Raw genomic sequence first — 18978 nt, 5'->3', positions numbered from 1 at the left:
AAGAATAATTAAATGGAAACTTTGTTTTTAATTCCTGTATTAATTTTCTTTATTTGGCTGCAAAGCAAACAAAGAAAATTAAACTGGATAGATATTATAACTTTTCTCATGATGATAGGGATTATTACTTATACGGCGCCGCAACAAATGACTAGGGATTTACAAGCAGAGTTACTGGCAGTTACGCTTATTTCTTTCGCTATTGGTGTTTGGCAAGGTGGGGGAATTACAGTCTGTTATGAGGATGAAATTTTATATATTACAAATGGAAAACAGTATTCCATTTCATGGATTCTCTTAATAATTGGCAACATAATTATTATTAATATATTTGAAGGTGGATTTACATTTAATGGATCGTGGTTTCTTTTGTGTGGTGTTGTCATTACATCTGGGGTGAAAAACAGTATTCTATGTGTTCTGTACAAATTAACAGTGCGAAATTGAATGGAAAACCAAAGCTATTTTCTTTTACCCCAACATAAAACGTATTGCTGTAAGTTCATTAAAAGACCGTAGTTGATAAAAAATGAGATGGAAGTATTGGAAGAATGGGGGAGTTAACGTAGATGTTTCTACCTATTACTACATTTGATAGGTTTAGTTGGCTGGGGAATGTTGCTTTCTCTTCAGAAAAGACTAGTAGAAATCGAGCGCTATCGAGGGCTGAAGAAAGAGATGTTAATTTGTGTAATAAGAACTGTATAGGTTCAGTTAATAATATGCATCAAAAAATAACGATAGATTCTGTGGAATATGGTGATAATTGTGTATTGGGCTGTGCAGAACCTCATTCAACAATTGTCATAACAAGTAGTGATATGTATGTTGGAAGCGGACCGGTTAATAAGTATGGAGAATTTAAAATATATACAAATGATTATCTGGAAGAGTATTCGGTAATAGAGATTCAGTTGATAATGGGCGGTTTCTATCAAGGAAGTATAACGGTAAAGTTAAAAAGTTAAGGTATGATGATTTCCTTTTTATTTAGTAAATAAAAAGGAAGCAACCGTAGTCGCTTCCTACATCTATTAAGCCGAAGCTTTCTTCATTCTCTCAAGTAAACTAGATAAAATATGTGTACGATAAGATTCTAGTTTTTTACCTTCGTAAGTACGAATCCCTAATTTTTTAAGTTCTTTTACATACCAACCTTTGCTTCCGAAATACATGTGATCGCTCCCCTTCAACTTTGTTTATTTGTCCTGATTGTACTTGGAGGTACAGGTAATATAATGAAGGAAATGAATTTCGCGCGAAAATGGTTAACTTTGTTGCAAAAGACATATATACTAAGGGTAGTATATAACGAGGTGGGCAAGACGTGATTATAGAGAAGCACGAAATTCAAATTGACCAAATTACGAGCGGTAAAGTGAATATCTTTACTTTCTATAGAAATAGAAAGCAAGTTGATGATCATTTTTTACGATTGCAAGAACCATCGCTTACAGCAAACTACTTCTTCCATTTTCATTTTGATGCAGAGAGCTTGCATCTTCTGCAGGAAGAGTTTCCGGGCGTATATCCGTACGACCGTAGTGACACGATTCACGACTGGACGGAAAAGATGAAAGCGGAATTGCAACATCAGATCCAAACAGGTAAATGGAATAAACGCGTACGTATCGGTAATCGCATTCAAGATGTGGTGTTTACGTGGTGTGACGAAGATATAGTAGAGTGAAAAAGAAGCGGATGACGCTTCTTTTTTTTAGCGCTGGAATAAAACGAGCTTACCTGCAGAAGATGTGCAGCGATGTGTTTTTTCATGCAATCCTTTTTCTTGTAAAATAGATTCACCTTTTGCTTTCGCTTCTTTTTCAGTTGCTGCCTCGAATGATTCGTCTAATGCTTTTGAACCATCTTTTTCAAAGACTGTTAGAACGTATACTCCCATGAAAATTCCCTCCAATAATTAAAATCAGAATCTTATAACTATTTTGGCATAAATCACTAGAATATGCAAAGAAATATATGACATTGCGTGTTACAATAAAGTGAAACTTTAACTAATGGGGAGTCTTTTCATCCCCACTAGTTATTAGCCTTCACCAATCGGGTATTTATGGGCAGTTTACTTTCAGATTGGCTTCTTTGCCTACTGCCCGTTAATACGGGGTAAGGTGAAACTTTAATCAGTGGGGGATTTTTTATTTCCTGCTTATTACTAGTTTTCAACAATTGAGCATTTATTGTTTGTGTTCATGCGGATAAGATGAAACTTTTGAACTATAGAAAGGATCGTTATTTGTGAAACAAGTGAAGTTTATACATGCGGCTGATTTGCATTTGGATAGTCCGTTTAAAGGGATGGAGATGAATGTTGCGCAGTCTGTTTGGGAGAGAATGAAGCAGAGTACGTTTGAATCGTTCGAGCGTATTGTTGATAAAGCGATTCAAGAGCGCGTTGATTTCGTATTACTAGCTGGGGATTTGTATGATGCGGAGACGAGAAGTTTGAGAGCGCAAGTGTTTGTGCGTGAGCAAATGAAGAGACTGTCGCAGTACGATATCCCTGTTTTTATTATTCACGGTAACCACGATCATTTAGGGGGAAGCTGGGCGGCAATTGAGTTTCCGGAAAATGTTCATGTGTTTACGGAGCCTTATGTAGAAGAGAAATCATTTTATAAAAATGGTGAGCTTGTAGCTTCTATTTATGGGTTTAGTTATTTGCAGCAAGCGGTAACGGATAATATGACAGCGCAGTATACGAAAATGAGTGATGCGCCTTTTCATATTGGAATGCTTCACGGAAGTGTGGAAGGGGATGCAGAGCATAATCGCTATGCACCGTTTCAAATTCGTGAGCTGAAGGAAAAGCAGTTTGATTATTGGGCTCTTGGCCATATACATAAACGTGAAATTCTAGCAGAAGAGCCGTACATTATTTATCCAGGTAATATACAAGGGCGTCATCGTAAGGAGACGGGCGAGAAGGGTGCATACCTTATTGAACTCACGAAACAAGGATCGCAGTGTTCGTTTTTCCATACTGGGGATGTAGTGTGGGATGAGATTGAAGTTAGTATCGATGGACTTGAAACTGTTGATGATCTTATGACGAGCGCGTCAAGTGCGATGAATGAATGTCGAAGAGAAGAGGAAGGCACGCTTTTAACTGTCGTATTTACAGGGCAGGGGCCACTTTCTCCTTATTTGCGTGAAGACAAGCGCGTGGAAGAGATTTTTCATATTTTAGCAGCGGGAGAAGAGCGAAAAGACTTTGTGTATGCGATGAAGTGGAAAAATGAGACGGTTTCTTTTGCGGAAATTGAACGTTTGAAAGAAGAAAATCATTTCGTCGGTAGTGTGCTGAAAGAGTTAGAAGCTTTCACAAATATGGACGGAGTGTTGCGCACCATTTGGACATCTCCTGTAGCACGTAATAGCATTGAAGCTTTTACGGAAGAAGAGAAGAAAGAGATTCAAAAGGAAGCGGAAAATATTATTTTAGAGCAATTATTCCAGCAAGAGAGGGATAAAAAATGAGAATTGAAAAACTCCATATTTATGGCTATGGAAAACTAGAAAATGTGGAAATGGATCTGTCAATGCTGACGGTACTGTACGGTGAAAATGAAGCGGGGAAATCGACAATTCGCTCGTTTATGAAAAGTATCTTATTCGGTTTTCCAACGAGAGGACAACGCCGTTATGAGCCGAAAGAAGGCGGGAAGTATGGCGGAGCGGTGACTGTTCAAACAGAGAAGTACGGCCGTTTGAAAATTGAACGATTGCCAAAGACGGCAGTAGGCGCGGTGACCGTTTATTTTGAAGACGGGAAAATTGGCGGCGAAGATATTTTAAACGATCTATTAAGCGGTGTGAATGAAAGCTTATTTGATTCTGTTTTTTCATTTGATATGCATGGTCTTCAAAATATTCATCAGCTCGGCGAAGCGGATATCGGCAATTATTTATTTTCGGCCAGCGCAGTCGGAAGTGATGCGTTATTGCAGTTAGATAAAAAATTAGAAAAAGAAATGAATCAGCGTTTTAAGCCGAGTGGTCGTAATCCTGAAATTAATGTGTCACTGCAAGAGATGAAGAAAATTGAGGAAAAGATGAAAGAGTGGCAAGGGAAAATTGGCACGTATGAAAAACAAGTCGAGCAGTTAAAAGAAAGTGAAGAGAAACTTGCTTCTGTTCGTGCGGAAAAAGAGTCAGCCGAAAGACGAAAGCAAGATTATGAAATATTAGCGGCGCTTGAGCCTCTCGTTATTGAAAAGAGTGCGCACGAGAAAGTGTTGAAAAGCGAGAACGGGCAGTTTCCTGTAAACGGAATGGCGCGCTATGAGGCGGTAAAGGCAAAGATAGAACCGCTCCAAGTACAAGTAGATTCACTTCAAAAAAAGATAGAAACAGTGCAATCAGAAATTGATTCCACAGAAATAGATGAAGCATTTTTACAAAAAGAAAGTTACGTAGAAGAACTTCGTATGCAGCATATGTCTTATGAAAATGCACGCCAAGAAATGCGTGATATGACGGGAAGTATTGCGAATATAAAAGAAGAAATCGCAGAACTACAGCAACAAATTGGAGCCACTTTTGAACAAGAGACGGTTCTTTCATTTGATATAAGTTTAGCGACGAAAGAATTAATTACGCAAACGGTGCAAAAAGCGAGAGAGTTAGAAACGCAAAAAGCACAACTTGATGATCGTTTTAAAACAGCTCAGGAGCAATTAGAAGAGCAAGAAGAAAATATAAGACAAATCAGCCAGCAAATGCTAGCTGATGAAGAACGAAATACGTTAGTTGAGAAAGAAAAATCATTTCAGGATGCGGCATTTTTAGGAATGGGTGCAGAGAGAATGAAGCGCAAGTATGAGGAAAAAGCAGGGGCGGCTATGCAAAAGAAAAAACAGTGGCAAAGAATTTGTCTTCTGTTACTTCTTATTAACACGCTTGTTTTATTCACGAGTTTATTTATAGATAACCGCTTGCTGTTATTTATTAGTGTGATTGTGTTTGTAGGGATTGTTTTAGCACTCGTTTTATATAAAGATCCTTCGGGTGGATTACAAGAAGAGCTTCTTACTCTTCAGCAAAGTGCTGGCGGGCGTCAAAGTGAAGAGGCGATGTCCGTTCGTTATCAGTTAGAAAAGGATGAAGAGATTCGAAAGTTATTTGAGCGAGAGTCGTATAAGTTGCAGCAAATGGAACGAGCTTATGATAAAGTCGTTTCATCGTATGAAGAATGGGAGAGAGAAACTTTCCAAATAGGAGAACAAGTAGATGCGTATAAAACGCGCTATATGTTCCCTGAATTTTATACGTATGCGCACATATTGCCGGCGTTTGAGCGTATTGAAAAAATGCAGCAATTATATCGTGATTTAGAGAAGCAAAGTGCGCGGAAATCTTCATTGTATGAAATAATTTCGCACTTTGAGCATAAACTAGAAACTGTTATCGGTAGTAAAGAGTATAGTAATTTGCATGAGGCGAAAAGTCGTATGCAAAATGAGAAAGAAAAGCGCCAAACTTGTAAGCAGCTGAAAGAGAAGCTGGCGGAATGGCAAGAAGAATATGAGTTCATGCAAGAGCAATTAAAACAACTGCTAGTAGAGCGAGATGGGTTATGGCATATTGCAGAATCTACAGATGAAGAGATGTTTTTAGAAGCAGGTAAACTGGCAGAGAAACGTGAAGATGCGGATAAGCAAGTGGGGCGTTTATTACCTCAAATTGATCTGTTAGAACAGCGCTTAACGAGTTTGTCATTAGCTGAGCATTATGAGGCTGACGGTTATGATGAAAAATTAAAGCAAGAAATTACAGCCGCGCAAAACTGTCTTGCAGGGGAGAAAGAACTGACAGAGCGTATTGCGAAGCATCGAATAGAAATTGCGAATTTAGAAGAAGGCAGTACGTATGGTGATTTACTACATGAGTGGGAAATGAAAAAATCACAAGTGCGTGAACAAGTGAAGAAGTGGGCTGCATATGCGGCCGCAAAGACGGTGTTAACGAAAACGAAGCAATATTATCATGAAGTGCATTTGCCGCGCATTTTACAAAAATCCGAAGAGTATTTCGTGTATTTAACGGGCGGACGATATAGTAAAATATTCTCACCGTCAGAGGCGGAACCGTTCATTGTCGAACGTAACGATGGTATGCGTTTTTACAGCCATGAACTAAGCCAAGCGACAGCGGAGCAGTTATATTTATCGTTACGATTTGCACTAGCGAAAACGTTTGAGCATGATTATCCATTTATTATTGATGATAGTTTCGTGCATTTTGATGCGGTAAGGACGAATCGAACGATTGAACTAATAAAGGAAATTGCGAAAGATAGACAAGTTATCTTCTTTACGTGCCATGCGCATCTACTCACGTATTTTACAGAAAATGAGATTATAAAATTAACGCGTAAGCGTAAAGAAAATGAGTTGTAGTATGCTATACTAAAAGTAACTGATTTGGTGGAGGAATTCGAATGAAAAAGAAAATTGTAGAATATGAAGTTGGTGAACAAGTCGATGTTTTCTTGTTAATTAAAACAGCGACAAAAGGTCTCGCAAGCAATGGTAAGCCGTTTTTAACAGTAATCTTACAAGACCCAAGTGGAGATATTGAAGCGAAGCTATGGGATGTATCACCAGAAGTTGAGAAACAATATGTAGCGGAAACGATCGTTAAAGTAGCTGGCGATATTCTAAACTACAAAGGACGTATTCAATTACGTGTGAAACAAATCCGTGTTGCGAATGAGAATGAAGTAACGGATATCTCGGATTTCGTAGAAAAAGCTCCAATAAAAAAAGAAGATATGGTCGAGAAAATTACGCAATACATATTTGAAATGAGAAACCCGAACATTCAGCGTCTAACAAGACATTTGTTAAATAAGCACCAAAACGAATTTTTAGAATATCCAGCAGCGACGAAAAATCATCACGAGTTCGTATCTGGACTAGCTTATCATGTCGTATCGATGTTAGATTTAGCGAAAGCTATCTCGGCTCTATACCCATCGTTAGATAAAGATTTACTATATGCGGGCGTTATTTTACACGATCTTGGTAAAGTATTTGAGCTATCTGGACCAATTTCTACGACGTATACGTTAGAAGGAAATTTACTTGGCCACATCTCTATCATGGTGAACGAAATTGGTAAAGCAGCAGAGGAACTACAAATCGATGCAGAAGAAGTATTAATTCTTCAGCACATCGTCCTTTCTCACCACGGAAAAGCAGAATGGGGTAGCCCAAAACCACCATTAGTAAAAGAAGCAGAAATTCTGCACTACATCGATAACTTAGATGCAAAAATGAACATGATGGACCGCGCATTAGGACGTACAAAACCAGGCGAATACACAGAACGTGTCTTTGCTCTTGATAATCGTTCGTTCTATAAGCCGACGTTCCATAATTAAGATTGTGGATAGTAATGGCCTCATTAAGTGTTAAAAGCTTAGTGAGGCTGTTTTTGTATTAAAAATTAAATGAAATAGTTAAGAAGTACGCATAGGTTTAACGAAGAACGATTAAAACATATCTCACCACTAGAATGGGAGCAGATTAACTTTTTAGGTGAGTACCGATTTAATATGACAGATATCAAAGTTAGAATCCCTTAAGCCTTTACAACTGATCTAAAAATAAGAGCCTAATTTTATGTTGGAATTTGTTTAGAGTATATTTTCGTTAAAATGTTGGTGGGATCCCATGCCCATCGAGCTAAGAAATTGGTTATTCCCCAAACCGAGAATTTCACGTGTTTTAGTTTAAGAACGTTAGTTATTTAATCTTAAAAGAACAGCTCTTTCTAAATAAGGGGTAGCACTAATAAAATCTGTATTTTCCAGTTTATAGAAAATGTTTATTGTGATAAAATATCAGAAAAATCAAATAACATAAAGGGGATAAGGAATATGAACATATTAGAAAAAATTAAAGAAAACGTTTCAAAGGTTATTGTAGGAAAGGAAGGAGTAATTGATTTAGCGATGATTGCATTAGTTGCAAATGGACATGTTTTATTAGAAGACGTACCAGGAACAGGGAAAACAACATTAGCCAAAACTCTTGCGAAAAGTATTGATGGGGCTTTTCAGCGTGTTCAATTCACATCGGATACGTTGCCGGGTGATGTAGTAGGATTAGAATACTTTGATATGAAAGAAAGTGATTTTAAAACGAGAAAAGGACCTATTTTTGCAAATTTAGTTTTAGTAGATGAAATTAACAGGGCTGTCCCGCGAACACAATCAGCGTTGTTAGAGGTAATGGAGGAGCGTACCGTAACAATTGCGGGCGTAACGCATGTATTACCAAATCCATTTATTGTATTAGCAACACAAAATCCATTAGAATCGGCAGGAACTTTTACACTTCCAGATGCGCAGCTAGATCGCTTTCTATTAACCATTCGGCAAGGGTATCCAGATCGTACATATGAAAAAGAAATGCTAAAACGATTTAAAGAAAATAATCCATTTAACGATTTACAAAGTGTTGTAACTCTTTCTGACATATTAGAGTTGCAAGAGCAATCTAAAAGAATCCATATACACGATGAGGTGGAAGAATACTTGCTTGATATTGTAGAAGCAACGCGAAATCATGATTTGATAGAAATCGGGGTTAGTCCGCGTGGGTCTTTAGCTTTTATGAGAGCGGCGCAAGCAAGGGCATTATTAAAGGAGCGGGAATATGTAACTCCTGATGATTTGAAAGCTTTGGCAACTCCGGTTTGTGCTCATCGATTAACGTTAACGATTGAAGGGGATATGAAAACAACTAAAGTAGATGTAATGCAAGGAATTTTAGAAAAAATTGCAGTGCCGGTAGAAAGTGTATGAATGAGATTATAAAAAGGAAAAATCCGTTGTTGGAACCTCTCTTTATAGGTGGAATCGGCGTTATTTGTCTTATTCTCTTTGTTTTTACAAATCAATTTTTTATTGTGATCCTCTTTTTGTTTTATTTGTTGTTAGCTGGATTTTTACATTTGTATATGAAAGTAGTCATGAGAGTGAAATGGGATATCTCCCAAAATCAAAAGAGATTATTTATGAATGAAAGAGGAGAGTGTGTAGTGCAAATTATAAATGAAGCACGTTTTCCAATCTTTAAAGCAACTCTACAGTTTCGTTCGGATGCACAAATAGAGTGGGAAACGGATCAGAAGATGCAGCGTTCGCATCACTCTTATCAAATTCCTCTCCAATTAGACGGAAGAGATAGGATAACAATTATGATAGAGGGGAGTGCAAATGAAAGAGGGAGTCAAGGGTGGCAAGCCGCAGAACTTATAATATCAGATCCATTTGGCCTTTTAACGTATTACTTGCCTATTGAACACAAGGAACTCCCTGAATTTCATATTCTTCCGCAAATGTTGAAAGTAATGATACCTGAAATAAAAACATGGAAGCATGGATTTCGCAGTGCGGCTGTTTCTCCGTTATATGATGAAACGAAAATAGTAGGTGTGAAAGAATATGAAGGGGAATCATTTCGCTCTATTCATTGGGGGGCGACTGCGAAAACTGGGGTTATTAGTGCGAAAAAATATGAACATACACAAGGTGATCGATATGCGCTTTATGTAAATGTATTAGGGAAAACGGGATATACGCTTCGTACAGATATGGAATATTTAATTCAAGTCGCTGCTGGAGTATGTCGGGAATTAATCTCGCAAGACTGCTCGTTCGAACTATGGATAAATGGCGTACGGGAACAAGGCGTCATTCACTTAAAAGGTGGAAAGCACCGAAAACAACTTTATAAAGCAATGGATTTGTTATCTTCGTTAACAGAAAAAGATATACCATTGAATGCACATTTCTTTTATCAAACAGGATTTCGCAGACAAGAAGCAGGGGGTATTCCATTAATTATTGGATATCCACCGGAAAAACAAAAAGGGTGGATACAAATTGTGAAGTAAAGGGAGGAATGGTGAATAAATTGAAATGGGGATTGCGTGTTATATTTTGTTTTCTAGCCATTAGCGCTTGTCTTGTATTAGCAATTGGGATAACGAAAGGTGCATTTTTTGCAAAAGAGAAGGTGTTAGATTTTTTTTATCAGGAGGGAGAAGTTGGTGTATTTAGTGAAGAGACGATACGGAAAAGCAAGGGAGGCCTAGAAGGAAGCGAAAGGGGAGAAGCTCGGGAGCCAGGGGATGATTTAGGAGGGGCATTAGGTGAAATTGATAATCCTCCTGATTCTGATAAAGAGGGATATTTTAAGAAGGCAGAGGTTGAAAGATTTTCCCGAGATACAAAGGGACAAAATGACGATGCAGGGTTTATAGGGGGGAGCACTGAAAATATATTTATACAAATTGGCATCCTATTCGTAGTGATGGTAATCGTATTTTTTATCTTTCGCCGTATGCGGAATAAGAAGCAGACAATTCATCATATACATTTGAAACAAAAAGAAGTACGAAAAATTGGGGAAGATGCAGAACAAGAAGACCGAGATAGCTTAATACTGCCAGCGGAAGAAGTAAGAGCAATGCTAATAAAATGGGAGCTAACATTATCAAAGTTTGAAAAGAGAAGGCTACAAGAGACGGTTCAACAATGGTTTTCACGTATTCATAAAAACAGTAATATTATTCCAATTTATGAGAAAGTTAGATATGGAGAAGAAACTGCTTCAAATGAGGAGTTACAGATGATGCGGAAATGGATACATGAAAATGTAAAGAAAAGTTTATAATGAAAAAAGAGATAGAAGGAAAAAGTTTGTTACTAGCGGAAGTATTACGATATTGTGTCATCCAAACGGAGGGGCGAAGGTGGATATATAATGACTGATAAAAAAACTGTATTTTTTATCAGCTGGCCGCTGTATGTTAGATCACTCTTCGGTTAATAGTATGCCTACTCCTGGTAAACTTCCGAATTTACCTGTATGGAGCTATCTTTTGAAAGACACAGGAATGTCAGAAAGCGCAGTAAATAATGAAGAGATTTTTAAGGGAACGTTTGTTGAAGGTCAGATTCTTTCAAAAAATGAAACTGGATGATAGAATTGTAAACATTTTAAAACGAGTGGGCTCTGCACCAGAAGGTCTTCTCTGAGTTATTATCTCTCATTTGTGGTAGGAAGAAAAAGAATATAACTCCTCATCGCCATCAGGTTAAGAATTTCATTATTCTCCAAAACGACAAAAGTACACTGAATTCTCATAAACAAACAACTGTGGTGAGATAAAATTTTTGTTTTGGGGCATGGGGAGCTTTGAGTCTTTAGCTTGATAGTGATGTGACGCTATCCCATATAAAAATTAATGATTTTACACCCTAAATGTTATTTAACTAAAAAAATATCTCGAATTTGAGATTTTATACTTGCTTTTTAATCACTTGAGATGTAAAGTGATGGTAACGAAAGCAAATGAGTCATATGAAAAACATACACTCAGTTGTTTTCGTCTTACACAGTAAAATAATTTATGAATGAATTCTATCAATGCAGCTTATTTAGTAAAAAACTATGACTAAGCTATAAAAATATAATGAGAATAAATTGAAAAGCTAAGAAGTATATTATTTTTTTAGTTATCACTTGACTAGTAAAATGAAATGGAGGAATCACCGATGTATGAAATTAAAGGGCATCATCACATTTCAATGGTTACGAAAAATACAAATGAAAATAATCACTTTTATAAAAACGTGCTTGGTTTACGTCGTGTGAAAATGACGGTAAATCAAGATGATCCGTCAATGTATCACTTATTTTACGGAGATAAAACAGGAAGCCCAGGTACGGAATTATCATTTTTTGAAATTCCTTTAGTAGGAAAAACATATCGTGGTACAAATGCAATTACTCGAATTGGATTACTCGTTCCTTCAGAGGACAGTTTGCATTACTGGAAAGCACGATTTGAGGAATTTGATGTGAAACATAGTGAAATGACAACATATGCAAATCGTCCTGCTTTGAAATTTGAGGATGCTGAAGGTCTTCGTTTCGTGCTACTCGTTTCAAATGGGGAAAAAGTTACGCATTGGGAAACGTGGGAGAAATCGGAAGTTCCTGCTGAACATCAAATTCAAGGAATGGGTTCTGTGGAAATGACAGTGCGTAGACTTGATAAAATGGCGAGTACACTTACAGAGATGTTTGGTTATACAGAGGTTAGCCGAAATGACGAAGAAGCAATTTTTCAGTCTATCAAAGGAGAAGCCTTTGGAGAAATAGTTGTGAAATATTTGGACGGTCCTTCTGAAAAACCGGGCCGCGGTAGTATTCACCATTTAGCAATTCGTGTGAAAAACAGTGCAGAGCTTGCCTATTGGGAAGAACAGGTGAAACAAAGAGGTTTCCATTCTTCAGGAATTATCGACCGTTTCTATTTTAAAAGCTTATATTTCCGTGAATCAAACGGAATCCTTTTTGAAATTGCGACAGATGGACCAGGATTTACAGTTGATGGAGATGTGGAGCATCTAGGAGAAAAACTTGATTTACCGCCGTTCTTAGAAGATAAGCGAGAAGAAATTGAAGCGAATTTAGCTCCGATTGAAGAGAAGTAATAGAAGAAAAAATACAACTTTAACATATAAATGAAAACTATTGGAGGAATATAAAATGAACCAATTAAAAGGAATACACCACGTTACAGCGATTACAAGTAGTGCAGAAAAGAACTATGAATTTTTCACTTATGTGTTAGGAATGCGTCTCGTTAAAAAAACAGTAAACCAAGATGATATTCAAACGTACCATTTATTCTTTGCAGATGATAAAGGTAGTGCAGGAACAGATATGACATTCTTTGACTTCCCGGACGTTCCGAAAGGTGTACACGGGACAAATGAAATTTCAAAAACTTCATTCCGAGTTCCAAGTGATGCGGCATTAGCATATTGGGTGAAACGTTTTGATCGTCTTGAAGTGGAACATACAGGAATTAAAGAGCAATTTGGTAAGAAAACTCTTTCTTTCGTTGACTTTGATGATCAACACTATCAATTAATCTCAGATGAATTGGATAAAGGGGTGGAATCAGGTACACCGTGGCAAGACGGGCCAGTTCCATTAGAATACGCAATTACTGGATTAGGACCTGTATTTATTCGTATCGCGAACTTTAGTTATTTCAAAGAAGTACTAGAAAAAGTTCTATTATTTAAAGAGATTGCTCAAGAAGGAGAATTCTACCTATTTGAAGTAAACGAAGGCGGAAACGGTGCTTCTGTCATTGTAGAACATAATACGATTCTTCCTGAAGCACAACAAGGTTTTGGTACAGTGCATCATGCAGCATTCCGCGTAGAGGATCGCGCTGTATTAGAAGAGTGGATTGAGCGACTAAGTCGAGTTGGACTCCCTTCATCTGGTTATGTAAATCGTCACTTCTTTGAGTCATTATATGCAAGAGTTGCGCCGCAAATTTTATTCGAGTTTGCAACAGATGGCCCTGGTTTTATGGGAGATGAGCCTTATGAAACGCTTGGAGAGAAATTATCTTTACCTCCGTTCTTAGAGCCAAAGCGTGAAGAAATCGAAAAATTAGTTCGTCCGATTGATACAGTGAGAAGTACTAAGGAATTTATTAAAGAGTAAAGATAGAAATAATAAGTAGAAGAGCAAGTAGTTTTAGCGAATCGCTGGAATTGCTTGCTTTTTTATTTGGGCTATAAAACTTTCTGAAAAATGTTTCTCAAGTTTTTTAAATAGAAATATTTGGTATAATTCATTTAAATTATAAATTTTCTGACAATTATTTTTCAATACATATAAAAGGGGTGATAATATACAATTCGGATAATTGTATAAAAATTCTAATTTTTTGAATTTGGAGAAAAGGGGATGCGAAGGTATGGGAACAGATGTAGTAACGAAGGAGCAAATGAAACATTCTTTAGATAATTGGTATCGTGTAATGTTGCAGCAAAACATAGAGAAAGCAACGGAAATGAAAGAAGAAATTAATAGTACGATTAGTGGGTTGGACGTGGATCAGGATGTATTGCTTTATCATACATTATTGAATTTTAGATATGATGCATTAGTTGATTGGATTTCAATTAGAGAAGATAGTTTTGATAAAGTGGAATCTTTCGAAATTCCGGAAGAAGGCTTTCTAGCGTATTACTATCACTTTTTCAAAGGGTTTCATTGCACATTAATTTCAAATTATAACGAAGCGAAACAACAGTACGAACAAGCTGAGAAGTTATTGAAATATATTGCAGATCCGATAGAACATGCGGAGTTTAATTATCGGATGGGGAATTTCTATTATCATTCCTATCAACAAATCAATGCGATTGATTATTTGAAAAAAGCAAAAGAAGATTTTACGAAGCAACAAGGATACGAGATTAATTTTGCTTTATGTGAAAATATTTTAGGGTTATGTTGTATAGACTTAAGACAATTTGAATTAGCAGAGGAAAACTTTAATGATGCATTAAATATTTTCCAACAAGCTAATCATGAAAAGTATACTTTAATGGTTAGAAATAATTTAGGATGGCTATATGGTAGTCAAGATTTATCTGATTTAGCGATTAGACATTTAAGTGAAGTTACTCAAAAAATGCCTGGAAATTTTAAAGCGATTTTTACTGAAGCAGAGGAAAATTATAAATTAGGTAGGATAGAAACTGCTAATGAGTTAATAGAATTAGGCTTAAGAATTTGTAATGAATTACAAAATAAAGAATTCCAATATCGATTTATAATTTTAAACGAGCTGAATATTAAATCCAGTGCTAGTCAATTAGAGAAAGTAATTTTAGAAAGTATTTTATATTTTGAAGAACATTCTCTTTTAGAGTGTGTTAAAGAATACATGGAGATATTAGCTGATAAGTTTTATCAGGAAGAAAATCATGAAAAAGCTAGTAAGTACTTTTTTATTAGTAGTCAAGCTCAAAAAAGAATTTTTAAAAAAGGAGCGTTAAAATAAATGAAAAAGACTAGTTTGTTCATTACTGGTTTAGTAGTTACACTGTCAATTGGATTGAATTCTTTTGCTGGATTTCAAGAGCAATCGTTAAATAGAGGAGATACAGGCGGAGCACCAGCAAGACCAGACTATGTTAGCTTTAATAAGGGGGATACTGGTGGAGCGCCAGCAAAACCAGACTATGCTAGTTTTAATAGAGGAGACACGGGCGGAGCACCAGCAAGACCAGAGTACGTTAACATTGGTGAAACAGGCGGAGCACCTGCAGATAATAGAGGAGACGGCGGAGTAAGCCAACTCTAATAACAAAGAAAAGGACTTCAAAATGAAGTCCTTTTCTTTGTTATTAGGACATGTAGAGAAAAGAATTGACTTACTTTAAATGTGTAACTATAATAGTTACAAAGTAACAGTTAATAATGGCAGTGAGTAATATTTTTTTAACATAATTGTAACTAACGCGGTTACAATTAAAATTAATCATAAAACAACCAAATAATGTAAAAACTTTAAATAGCAACAAGAGAAAGGAGACGGGAATTTTGAAACGGTTTAAATTTTATTTTATTAGCGGTATTGTGCTCGTTTTGTTAATCGTATGTAACTTCGTTGATAAGCCGATTGCGAAGGTTGGAGAAGTGAAAGATACTGTGATGATGAGGATGAATACGAAAGAGAGTATGGCGCAGATTGATGGGCAGACGATTTATTTTAAGCAAATTGGTGAGGGGAAACCGCCTTTACTTATGCTTCACGGGTTCGGTGGTTCTTCAGATGGGTTTAGTGATATTTATCCGGAACTTGTAAAGGACCATACGATTATTGCGGTTGATATTTTAGGGTTTGGGCGTTCTTCTAAGCCAATTGATTTTCAGTATTCGTTTCCCACGCAAGTGAATTTATATTATAAGTTAATGAAGAAACTCGGATACGATCAATTCGCAGTACTTGGTCATTCGATGGGCGGAGAGATGTCTCTAAATTTAGCGTATTTATATCCGGATGCAGTAACGCATCTCGTTTTAGCGGATTCTACAGGAATAGAGTCTTTCCAGCAAAAAGAAAGTTATGAAGTGCCGCCACTATCGACAGACTTACAAACTGTAACAGAGATTACGGATTATAATAAAAATGAAGTGAAAAATAGTCGCGATGATAAAGAGCATTATGATCAGCTTACGAAAATGAGAGAGCGCCGCATTGCGATGGAAGCAGATAAAATTAAGGTACCGACTTTAATTATATGGGGACGACACGATAAGAGTGTTTCTTGGAAAAATGGTGAACTGTATCATGAGCTATTTGCAAATAGTACGTTCCATATCATTGAAAAAGGATACCACGCACCGTTTCGCCAGGAGCCAATCGAGTTTATGGAATATGTACAAGCGTTCTTCGCGAAAAATCCACAATAAAATTTTAAGCATAAATCCACTTCTTTCCTCATAAAGTGAAACTAATAAGGCTTGTCTAAGGAAAGGGATGAACGAAAGTGGAAACTTTACCATGGTGGATTTATCTTGTAATCATTGGGATTGTACTAAGTGGCTACATGGTTTTATATACTTCGAAAAAAGAACAAGAGATGGATAATGATTTTATCGAAAAAGAAGGCGAAGTATATATGAAGCGTTTAGAAGAAGAGCGAGAGAAGCGGAATCAGGATAGTGATAAAGATTCGGTATTGCTTTAATAGAAAAAGTTTGAAGAAGAGAAATGGATTTTGTTTCTCTTCTTTTTATTGTTCGGGAAATTATTATAGAAGAAAAGCATATGAAATCCACATGATACATAGCGTGCATTACGCTGTAACGCACAAGTTGCACAGGTTACGCAACGATAACTAGCTTTACTCTTCATCATTTATTTGACCATACTAGACATAGAGAGGTGATAAACACAGTATGATTTTTAGTGAACGTTTAAAAGAAGAAAGGGAAAAAAGAAATTGGTCGCAAAATGATTTGGCTGAAAAAATTCATGTAAGTAGGCAGTCTGTTTCGAAATGGGAGACGGGAAAGAACTATCCGAGCATTGAAATTATTATTCATTTAAGTGATCTATTCGGTATTACAATTGATGAGTTATTGAGGAGTGATGAAGAGTTGACGCAAAAAGTAATTGAGGATAGTAAGCAATTAGCGTATCCGAAATGGAAGGTGTTTTTCGATAGTCTATTTATGATGGGCGTATTTTTATTTATTACAAAAATCGTTGTATGGGCGTTAAATAAGTTTGCAGGAGCAAGCATTACAATTGTCGCAGATGCACCATATGTAATGAATTTTTTACCGCTCCTATTAATGATTATAGGTGGTACGGTTTCTGATAAGTTGAAGAAAATATATAGATAAGAGAAAGATTTGTAAGAAATCCCCTACACTAGCTGTTCTTTTCACCCAAATTGTGTACTATAAAGGATAGATAGGAAGGGGACGTTTAGAATGGAATTTCATGAGCAAAAGATTTTGCCGGCAGTGAGGCAAATTAAAGATTTGGAGAAGCTATTACATAGTTCGTATGAGTATATAGTTATTTTAGATATTCATGTCGGTCAATTGAAGAGTGTTGTGTCGCTCGCGAAGCAGCATAATAAAAAAGTATTTTTACATGTGGATTTGATCCATGGATTACAAAGTGATGGGCATGCGACGGAGTTTTTATGCCAAGAATATAAACCGTACGGGTTATTATCGACAAAGGCGAGCGTAATTATGAAGGCGAAGCAAAAAGGTGTCGTCTCCATTCAACGCATCTTTTTAATTGATTCTAGCGCAATGGAAAAGAGCTGTAATTTGCTAGAAAAGACGAAGCCGGATTATATAGAGGTGCTTCCTGGTGCGTTAACGGGTGTCATTGCTGAGGTGAAAGAGCGTACAGGTGTACCAATTTTAGCAGGTGGTTTTATTCGAACGGTAGAAGACGTTGAAAGAGCGTTAAATGCTGGTGCGACAGCAATTACGACATCGAAAAAAGAACTATGGAAACATTACCAAAAAAAGTGACGAAAATGTGAAGAAATTCTGTTGACACCGCTTTCATTAAGGGTTAACATTATAGACAAGTTAATAAACGTGACGGAGAAAAGAAGAGATCCACATTTTATTGTTTCTATATATACTATATAGAAGCATGTAAGCTGTGGATCTTTTTCTTTTGAAAAAAACGAATGGCCATTCATTTTACCTCTATCACTTTTCGAAAGCATTTAAATTGATTGTGGAGGGATTTTATGTCAGCATTTTTAGGGGAATTAATAGGGACTGCATTGTTAATCTTACTTGGTGGCGGTGTTTGCGCTGGTGTAAGTTTAAAGAAATCGTTTGCGAAAGATTCTGGTTGGATTGTAATTACAATGGGTTGGGGTCTAGCGGTTGCTATGGCAGCGTATGCAGTTGGATCAATTAGTGGGGCACATTTGAATCCGGCTTTAACGATAGGACTTGCTTTTAAGGGAGCGTTCCCATGGAGTGATGTACCTATGTATATCGCAGCACAAATGATTGGGGCAATTATCGGGGCAGTTCTTGTATATTTACATTACTTACCACACTGGAAAGAAACAGAAGATCCAGGAACAAAGTTAGGTGTATTTGCAACAGGTCCAGCAATTCCGAACACATTTACAAACCTTTTAAGTGAAATGATTGGAACATTCGTTTTAGTATTTGGTATATTAGCAATTGGAGCAAATAAATTTGCAGATGGTTTAAATCCATTTATCGTAGGTTTCTTAATTGTAAGTATTGGTTTATCATTAGGTGGAACAACAGGATACGCAATCAACCCGGCTCGTGATTTAGGTCCGCGTATTGCACACTTCTTCCTTCCGATTGCAGGAAAGGGCGGTTCAAACTGGAAGTATGCATGGATCCCGGTAGTTGGTCCAATTTTAGGTGGATCACTTGCAGGATTATTCCATCAAGTTGTATTTGAAGGAAAACAAAATTCAGCACTTATTTATGTGATTATTACAACTGTGATTGTACTAGCAATCTCTTATATGACAAGTAAAAAAAGTGGAGCTACTACAAATAGTAGAAAAGTAGCATAGGG

General features: G+C 36.7%; 20 protein-coding genes and 1 pseudogene. 19 read left to right on the top strand and 2 right to left on the bottom strand.

Translation table 11 applies throughout. The features are described from left to right. Positions 1–12 precede the first annotated feature (12 nt). The gene (locus MHH66_RS21415; RefSeq protein WP_063217538.1) at positions 13–447 is read left to right on the top strand and encodes a hypothetical protein; all 435 of its coding nucleotides are present in this window, start codon (positions 13–15) and stop codon (positions 445–447) included. 122 nt (positions 448–569) lie between these two features. Continuing rightward, on the top strand, positions 570–968 hold the full coding sequence (locus MHH66_RS21410; RefSeq protein ID WP_078184610.1) for a hypothetical protein: 399 nt from the start codon (positions 570–572) through the stop codon (positions 966–968). Positions 969–1034: 66 nt separating this feature from the next. Here the strand turns inward: MHH66_RS21410 and MHH66_RS21405 are convergent, their stop codons facing one another. Beyond that, complete coding sequence (locus tag MHH66_RS21405) at positions 1035–1175, bottom strand: YflJ family protein (RefSeq protein WP_000273535.1); 141 nt, start codon at positions 1173–1175, stop codon at positions 1035–1037. Positions 1176–1327: 152 nt separating this feature from the next. Here MHH66_RS21405 and MHH66_RS21400 point away from each other — a divergent pair, with 152 nt between their 5' ends. Further along, positions 1328–1690 carry a hypothetical protein gene (locus MHH66_RS21400; RefSeq protein WP_078184611.1) on the top strand — a complete coding sequence of 121 codons (363 nt, stop codon included), beginning with the start codon at positions 1328–1330 and terminating at the stop codon, positions 1688–1690. 27 nt (positions 1691–1717) lie between these two features. Here MHH66_RS21400 and MHH66_RS21395 read toward each other — a convergent pair whose 3' ends face one another. Beyond that, complete coding sequence (locus tag MHH66_RS21395) at positions 1718–1903, bottom strand: YhzD family protein (protein WP_000539550.1); 186 nt, start codon at positions 1901–1903, stop codon at positions 1718–1720. 353 nt (positions 1904–2256) lie between these two features. Here MHH66_RS21395 and MHH66_RS21390 point away from each other — a divergent pair, with 353 nt between their 5' ends. The 16 genes and pseudogenes from MHH66_RS21390 to glpF all read left to right on the top strand — a co-directional run bounded on the left by MHH66_RS21390 (position 2257) and on the right by glpF (position 18976). After that, entirely contained in the window at positions 2257–3498 is a 1242-nt protein-coding gene (locus tag MHH66_RS21390; protein WP_078184612.1) for a metallophosphoesterase family protein, read from the top strand. Then, positions 3495–6419, top strand: coding sequence for an ATP-binding protein (locus tag MHH66_RS21385; protein ID WP_078184613.1), 2925 nt, complete (start codon positions 3495–3497; stop codon positions 6417–6419). The genes MHH66_RS21390 and MHH66_RS21385 overlap by 4 nt, the downstream gene beginning before the upstream one ends. Positions 6420–6460: 41 nt before the next feature. Continuing rightward, positions 6461–7405 carry a 3'-5' exoribonuclease YhaM gene (gene yhaM, locus MHH66_RS21380; protein WP_002030183.1) on the top strand — a complete coding sequence of 315 codons (945 nt, stop codon included), beginning with the start codon at positions 6461–6463 and terminating at the stop codon, positions 7403–7405. A 498-nt stretch (positions 7406–7903) separates the two neighbouring features. Beyond that, positions 7904–8833, top strand: coding sequence for an AAA family ATPase (locus MHH66_RS21375; protein WP_063217543.1), 930 nt, complete (start codon positions 7904–7906; stop codon positions 8831–8833). Next, positions 8830–9927 carry a DUF58 domain-containing protein gene (locus tag MHH66_RS21370; protein ID WP_002202897.1) on the top strand — a complete coding sequence of 366 codons (1098 nt, stop codon included), beginning with the start codon at positions 8830–8832 and terminating at the stop codon, positions 9925–9927. Before MHH66_RS21375 ends, MHH66_RS21370 begins: the two co-directional genes overlap by 4 nt. Positions 9928–9938: 11 nt before the next feature. Continuing rightward, a complete protein-coding gene (locus MHH66_RS21365) occupies positions 9939–10709 on the top strand; it encodes a hypothetical protein (protein WP_063217545.1) in 771 nt (256 codons plus the stop codon). 133 nt (positions 10710–10842) lie between these two features. Then, positions 10843–11071: pseudogene (locus MHH66_RS21360) on the top strand (quorum-quenching N-acyl homoserine lactonase AiiA); the annotation flags it as partial. A 522-nt stretch (positions 11072–11593) separates the two neighbouring features. Then, positions 11594–12538 carry a ring-cleaving dioxygenase gene (locus MHH66_RS21355; RefSeq protein WP_002202895.1) on the top strand — a complete coding sequence of 315 codons (945 nt, stop codon included), beginning with the start codon at positions 11594–11596 and terminating at the stop codon, positions 12536–12538. Positions 12539–12593: 55 nt separating this feature from the next. After that, on the top strand, positions 12594–13571 hold the full coding sequence (locus MHH66_RS21350) for a ring-cleaving dioxygenase (protein WP_078184614.1): 978 nt from the start codon (positions 12594–12596) through the stop codon (positions 13569–13571). A gap of 256 nt (positions 13572–13827) precedes the next feature. Then, positions 13828–14922, top strand: coding sequence for a response regulator aspartate phosphatase (locus MHH66_RS21345; RefSeq protein WP_078184615.1), 1095 nt, complete (start codon positions 13828–13830; stop codon positions 14920–14922). Then, positions 14923–15225, top strand: a complete 303-nt coding sequence (locus tag MHH66_RS21340; protein ID WP_063217549.1) for a hypothetical protein — start codon at positions 14923–14925, stop codon at positions 15223–15225. It begins immediately after the preceding gene. A gap of 239 nt (positions 15226–15464) precedes the next feature. Then, a complete protein-coding gene (locus tag MHH66_RS21335) occupies positions 15465–16337 on the top strand; it encodes an alpha/beta fold hydrolase (protein ID WP_063217550.1) in 873 nt (290 codons plus the stop codon). 77 nt (positions 16338–16414) lie between these two features. Then, positions 16415–16615: a sporulation YhaL family protein gene (locus tag MHH66_RS21330; protein ID WP_002087191.1), complete on the top strand. Its 201-nt coding sequence runs from the start codon at positions 16415–16417 to the stop codon at positions 16613–16615. Positions 16616–16826: 211 nt separating this feature from the next. Next, positions 16827–17276 (top strand): helix-turn-helix domain-containing protein, encoded by a 450-nt coding sequence (locus tag MHH66_RS21325; RefSeq protein ID WP_002087188.1) that lies wholly within the window; start codon positions 16827–16829, stop codon positions 17274–17276. 90 nt (positions 17277–17366) lie between these two features. Continuing rightward, positions 17367–17927, top strand: a complete 561-nt coding sequence (gene glpP / locus MHH66_RS21320; RefSeq protein WP_000394293.1) for a glycerol uptake operon antiterminator GlpP — start codon at positions 17367–17369, stop codon at positions 17925–17927. A gap of 227 nt (positions 17928–18154) precedes the next feature. Beyond that, a complete protein-coding gene (gene glpF / locus MHH66_RS21315; protein ID WP_002030197.1) occupies positions 18155–18976 on the top strand; it encodes a glycerol uptake facilitator protein GlpF in 822 nt (273 codons plus the stop codon). The last annotated feature ends 2 nt before the right edge of the window (positions 18977–18978 follow it).

It is taken from the genome of Bacillus sp. FSL H8-0492 (assembly GCF_038006145.1).
Taxonomy (GTDB): Bacteria; Bacillota; Bacilli; order Bacillales; family Bacillaceae_G; genus Bacillus_A; species Bacillus_A mycoides.
The sequence above is the reverse complement of the archived record's forward strand: the minus strand, read 5'-3'. Positions and strand labels throughout refer to the sequence as shown.

Bases quoted from the DNA above. Each gene is read 5' to 3' on its own strand.
- MHH66_RS21415 (WP_063217538.1), top strand. From the start codon at position 13: ATGGAAACTTTGTTTTTAATTCCTGTATTAATTTTCTTTATTTGGCTG.
- MHH66_RS21410 (WP_078184610.1), top strand. From the start codon at position 570: ATGTTTCTACCTATTACTACATTTGATAGGTTTAGTTGGCTGGGGAAT.
- MHH66_RS21405 (WP_000273535.1), bottom strand. From the start codon at position 1,175: ATGTATTTCGGAAGCAAAGGTTGGTATGTAAAAGAACTTAAAAAATTA.
- MHH66_RS21395 (WP_000539550.1), bottom strand. From the start codon at position 1,903: ATGGGAGTATACGTTCTAACAGTCTTTGAAAAAGATGGTTCAAAAGCA.
- MHH66_RS21385 (WP_078184613.1), top strand. From the start codon at position 3,495: ATGAGAATTGAAAAACTCCATATTTATGGCTATGGAAAACTAGAAAAT.
- yhaM (WP_002030183.1), top strand. From the start codon at position 6,461: ATGAAAAAGAAAATTGTAGAATATGAAGTTGGTGAACAAGTCGATGTT.
- MHH66_RS21375 (WP_063217543.1), top strand. From the start codon at position 7,904: ATGAACATATTAGAAAAAATTAAAGAAAACGTTTCAAAGGTTATTGTA.
- MHH66_RS21370 (WP_002202897.1), top strand. From the start codon at position 8,830: ATGAATGAGATTATAAAAAGGAAAAATCCGTTGTTGGAACCTCTCTTT.
- MHH66_RS21355 (WP_002202895.1), top strand. From the start codon at position 11,594: ATGTATGAAATTAAAGGGCATCATCACATTTCAATGGTTACGAAAAAT.
- MHH66_RS21350 (WP_078184614.1), top strand. From the start codon at position 12,594: ATGAACCAATTAAAAGGAATACACCACGTTACAGCGATTACAAGTAGT.
- MHH66_RS21345 (WP_078184615.1), top strand. From the start codon at position 13,828: ATGGGAACAGATGTAGTAACGAAGGAGCAAATGAAACATTCTTTAGAT.
- MHH66_RS21340 (WP_063217549.1), top strand. From the start codon at position 14,923: ATGAAAAAGACTAGTTTGTTCATTACTGGTTTAGTAGTTACACTGTCA.
- MHH66_RS21325 (WP_002087188.1), top strand. From the start codon at position 16,827: ATGATTTTTAGTGAACGTTTAAAAGAAGAAAGGGAAAAAAGAAATTGG.
- glpP (WP_000394293.1), top strand. From the start codon at position 17,367: ATGGAATTTCATGAGCAAAAGATTTTGCCGGCAGTGAGGCAAATTAAA.
- glpF (WP_002030197.1), top strand. From the start codon at position 18,155: ATGTCAGCATTTTTAGGGGAATTAATAGGGACTGCATTGTTAATCTTA.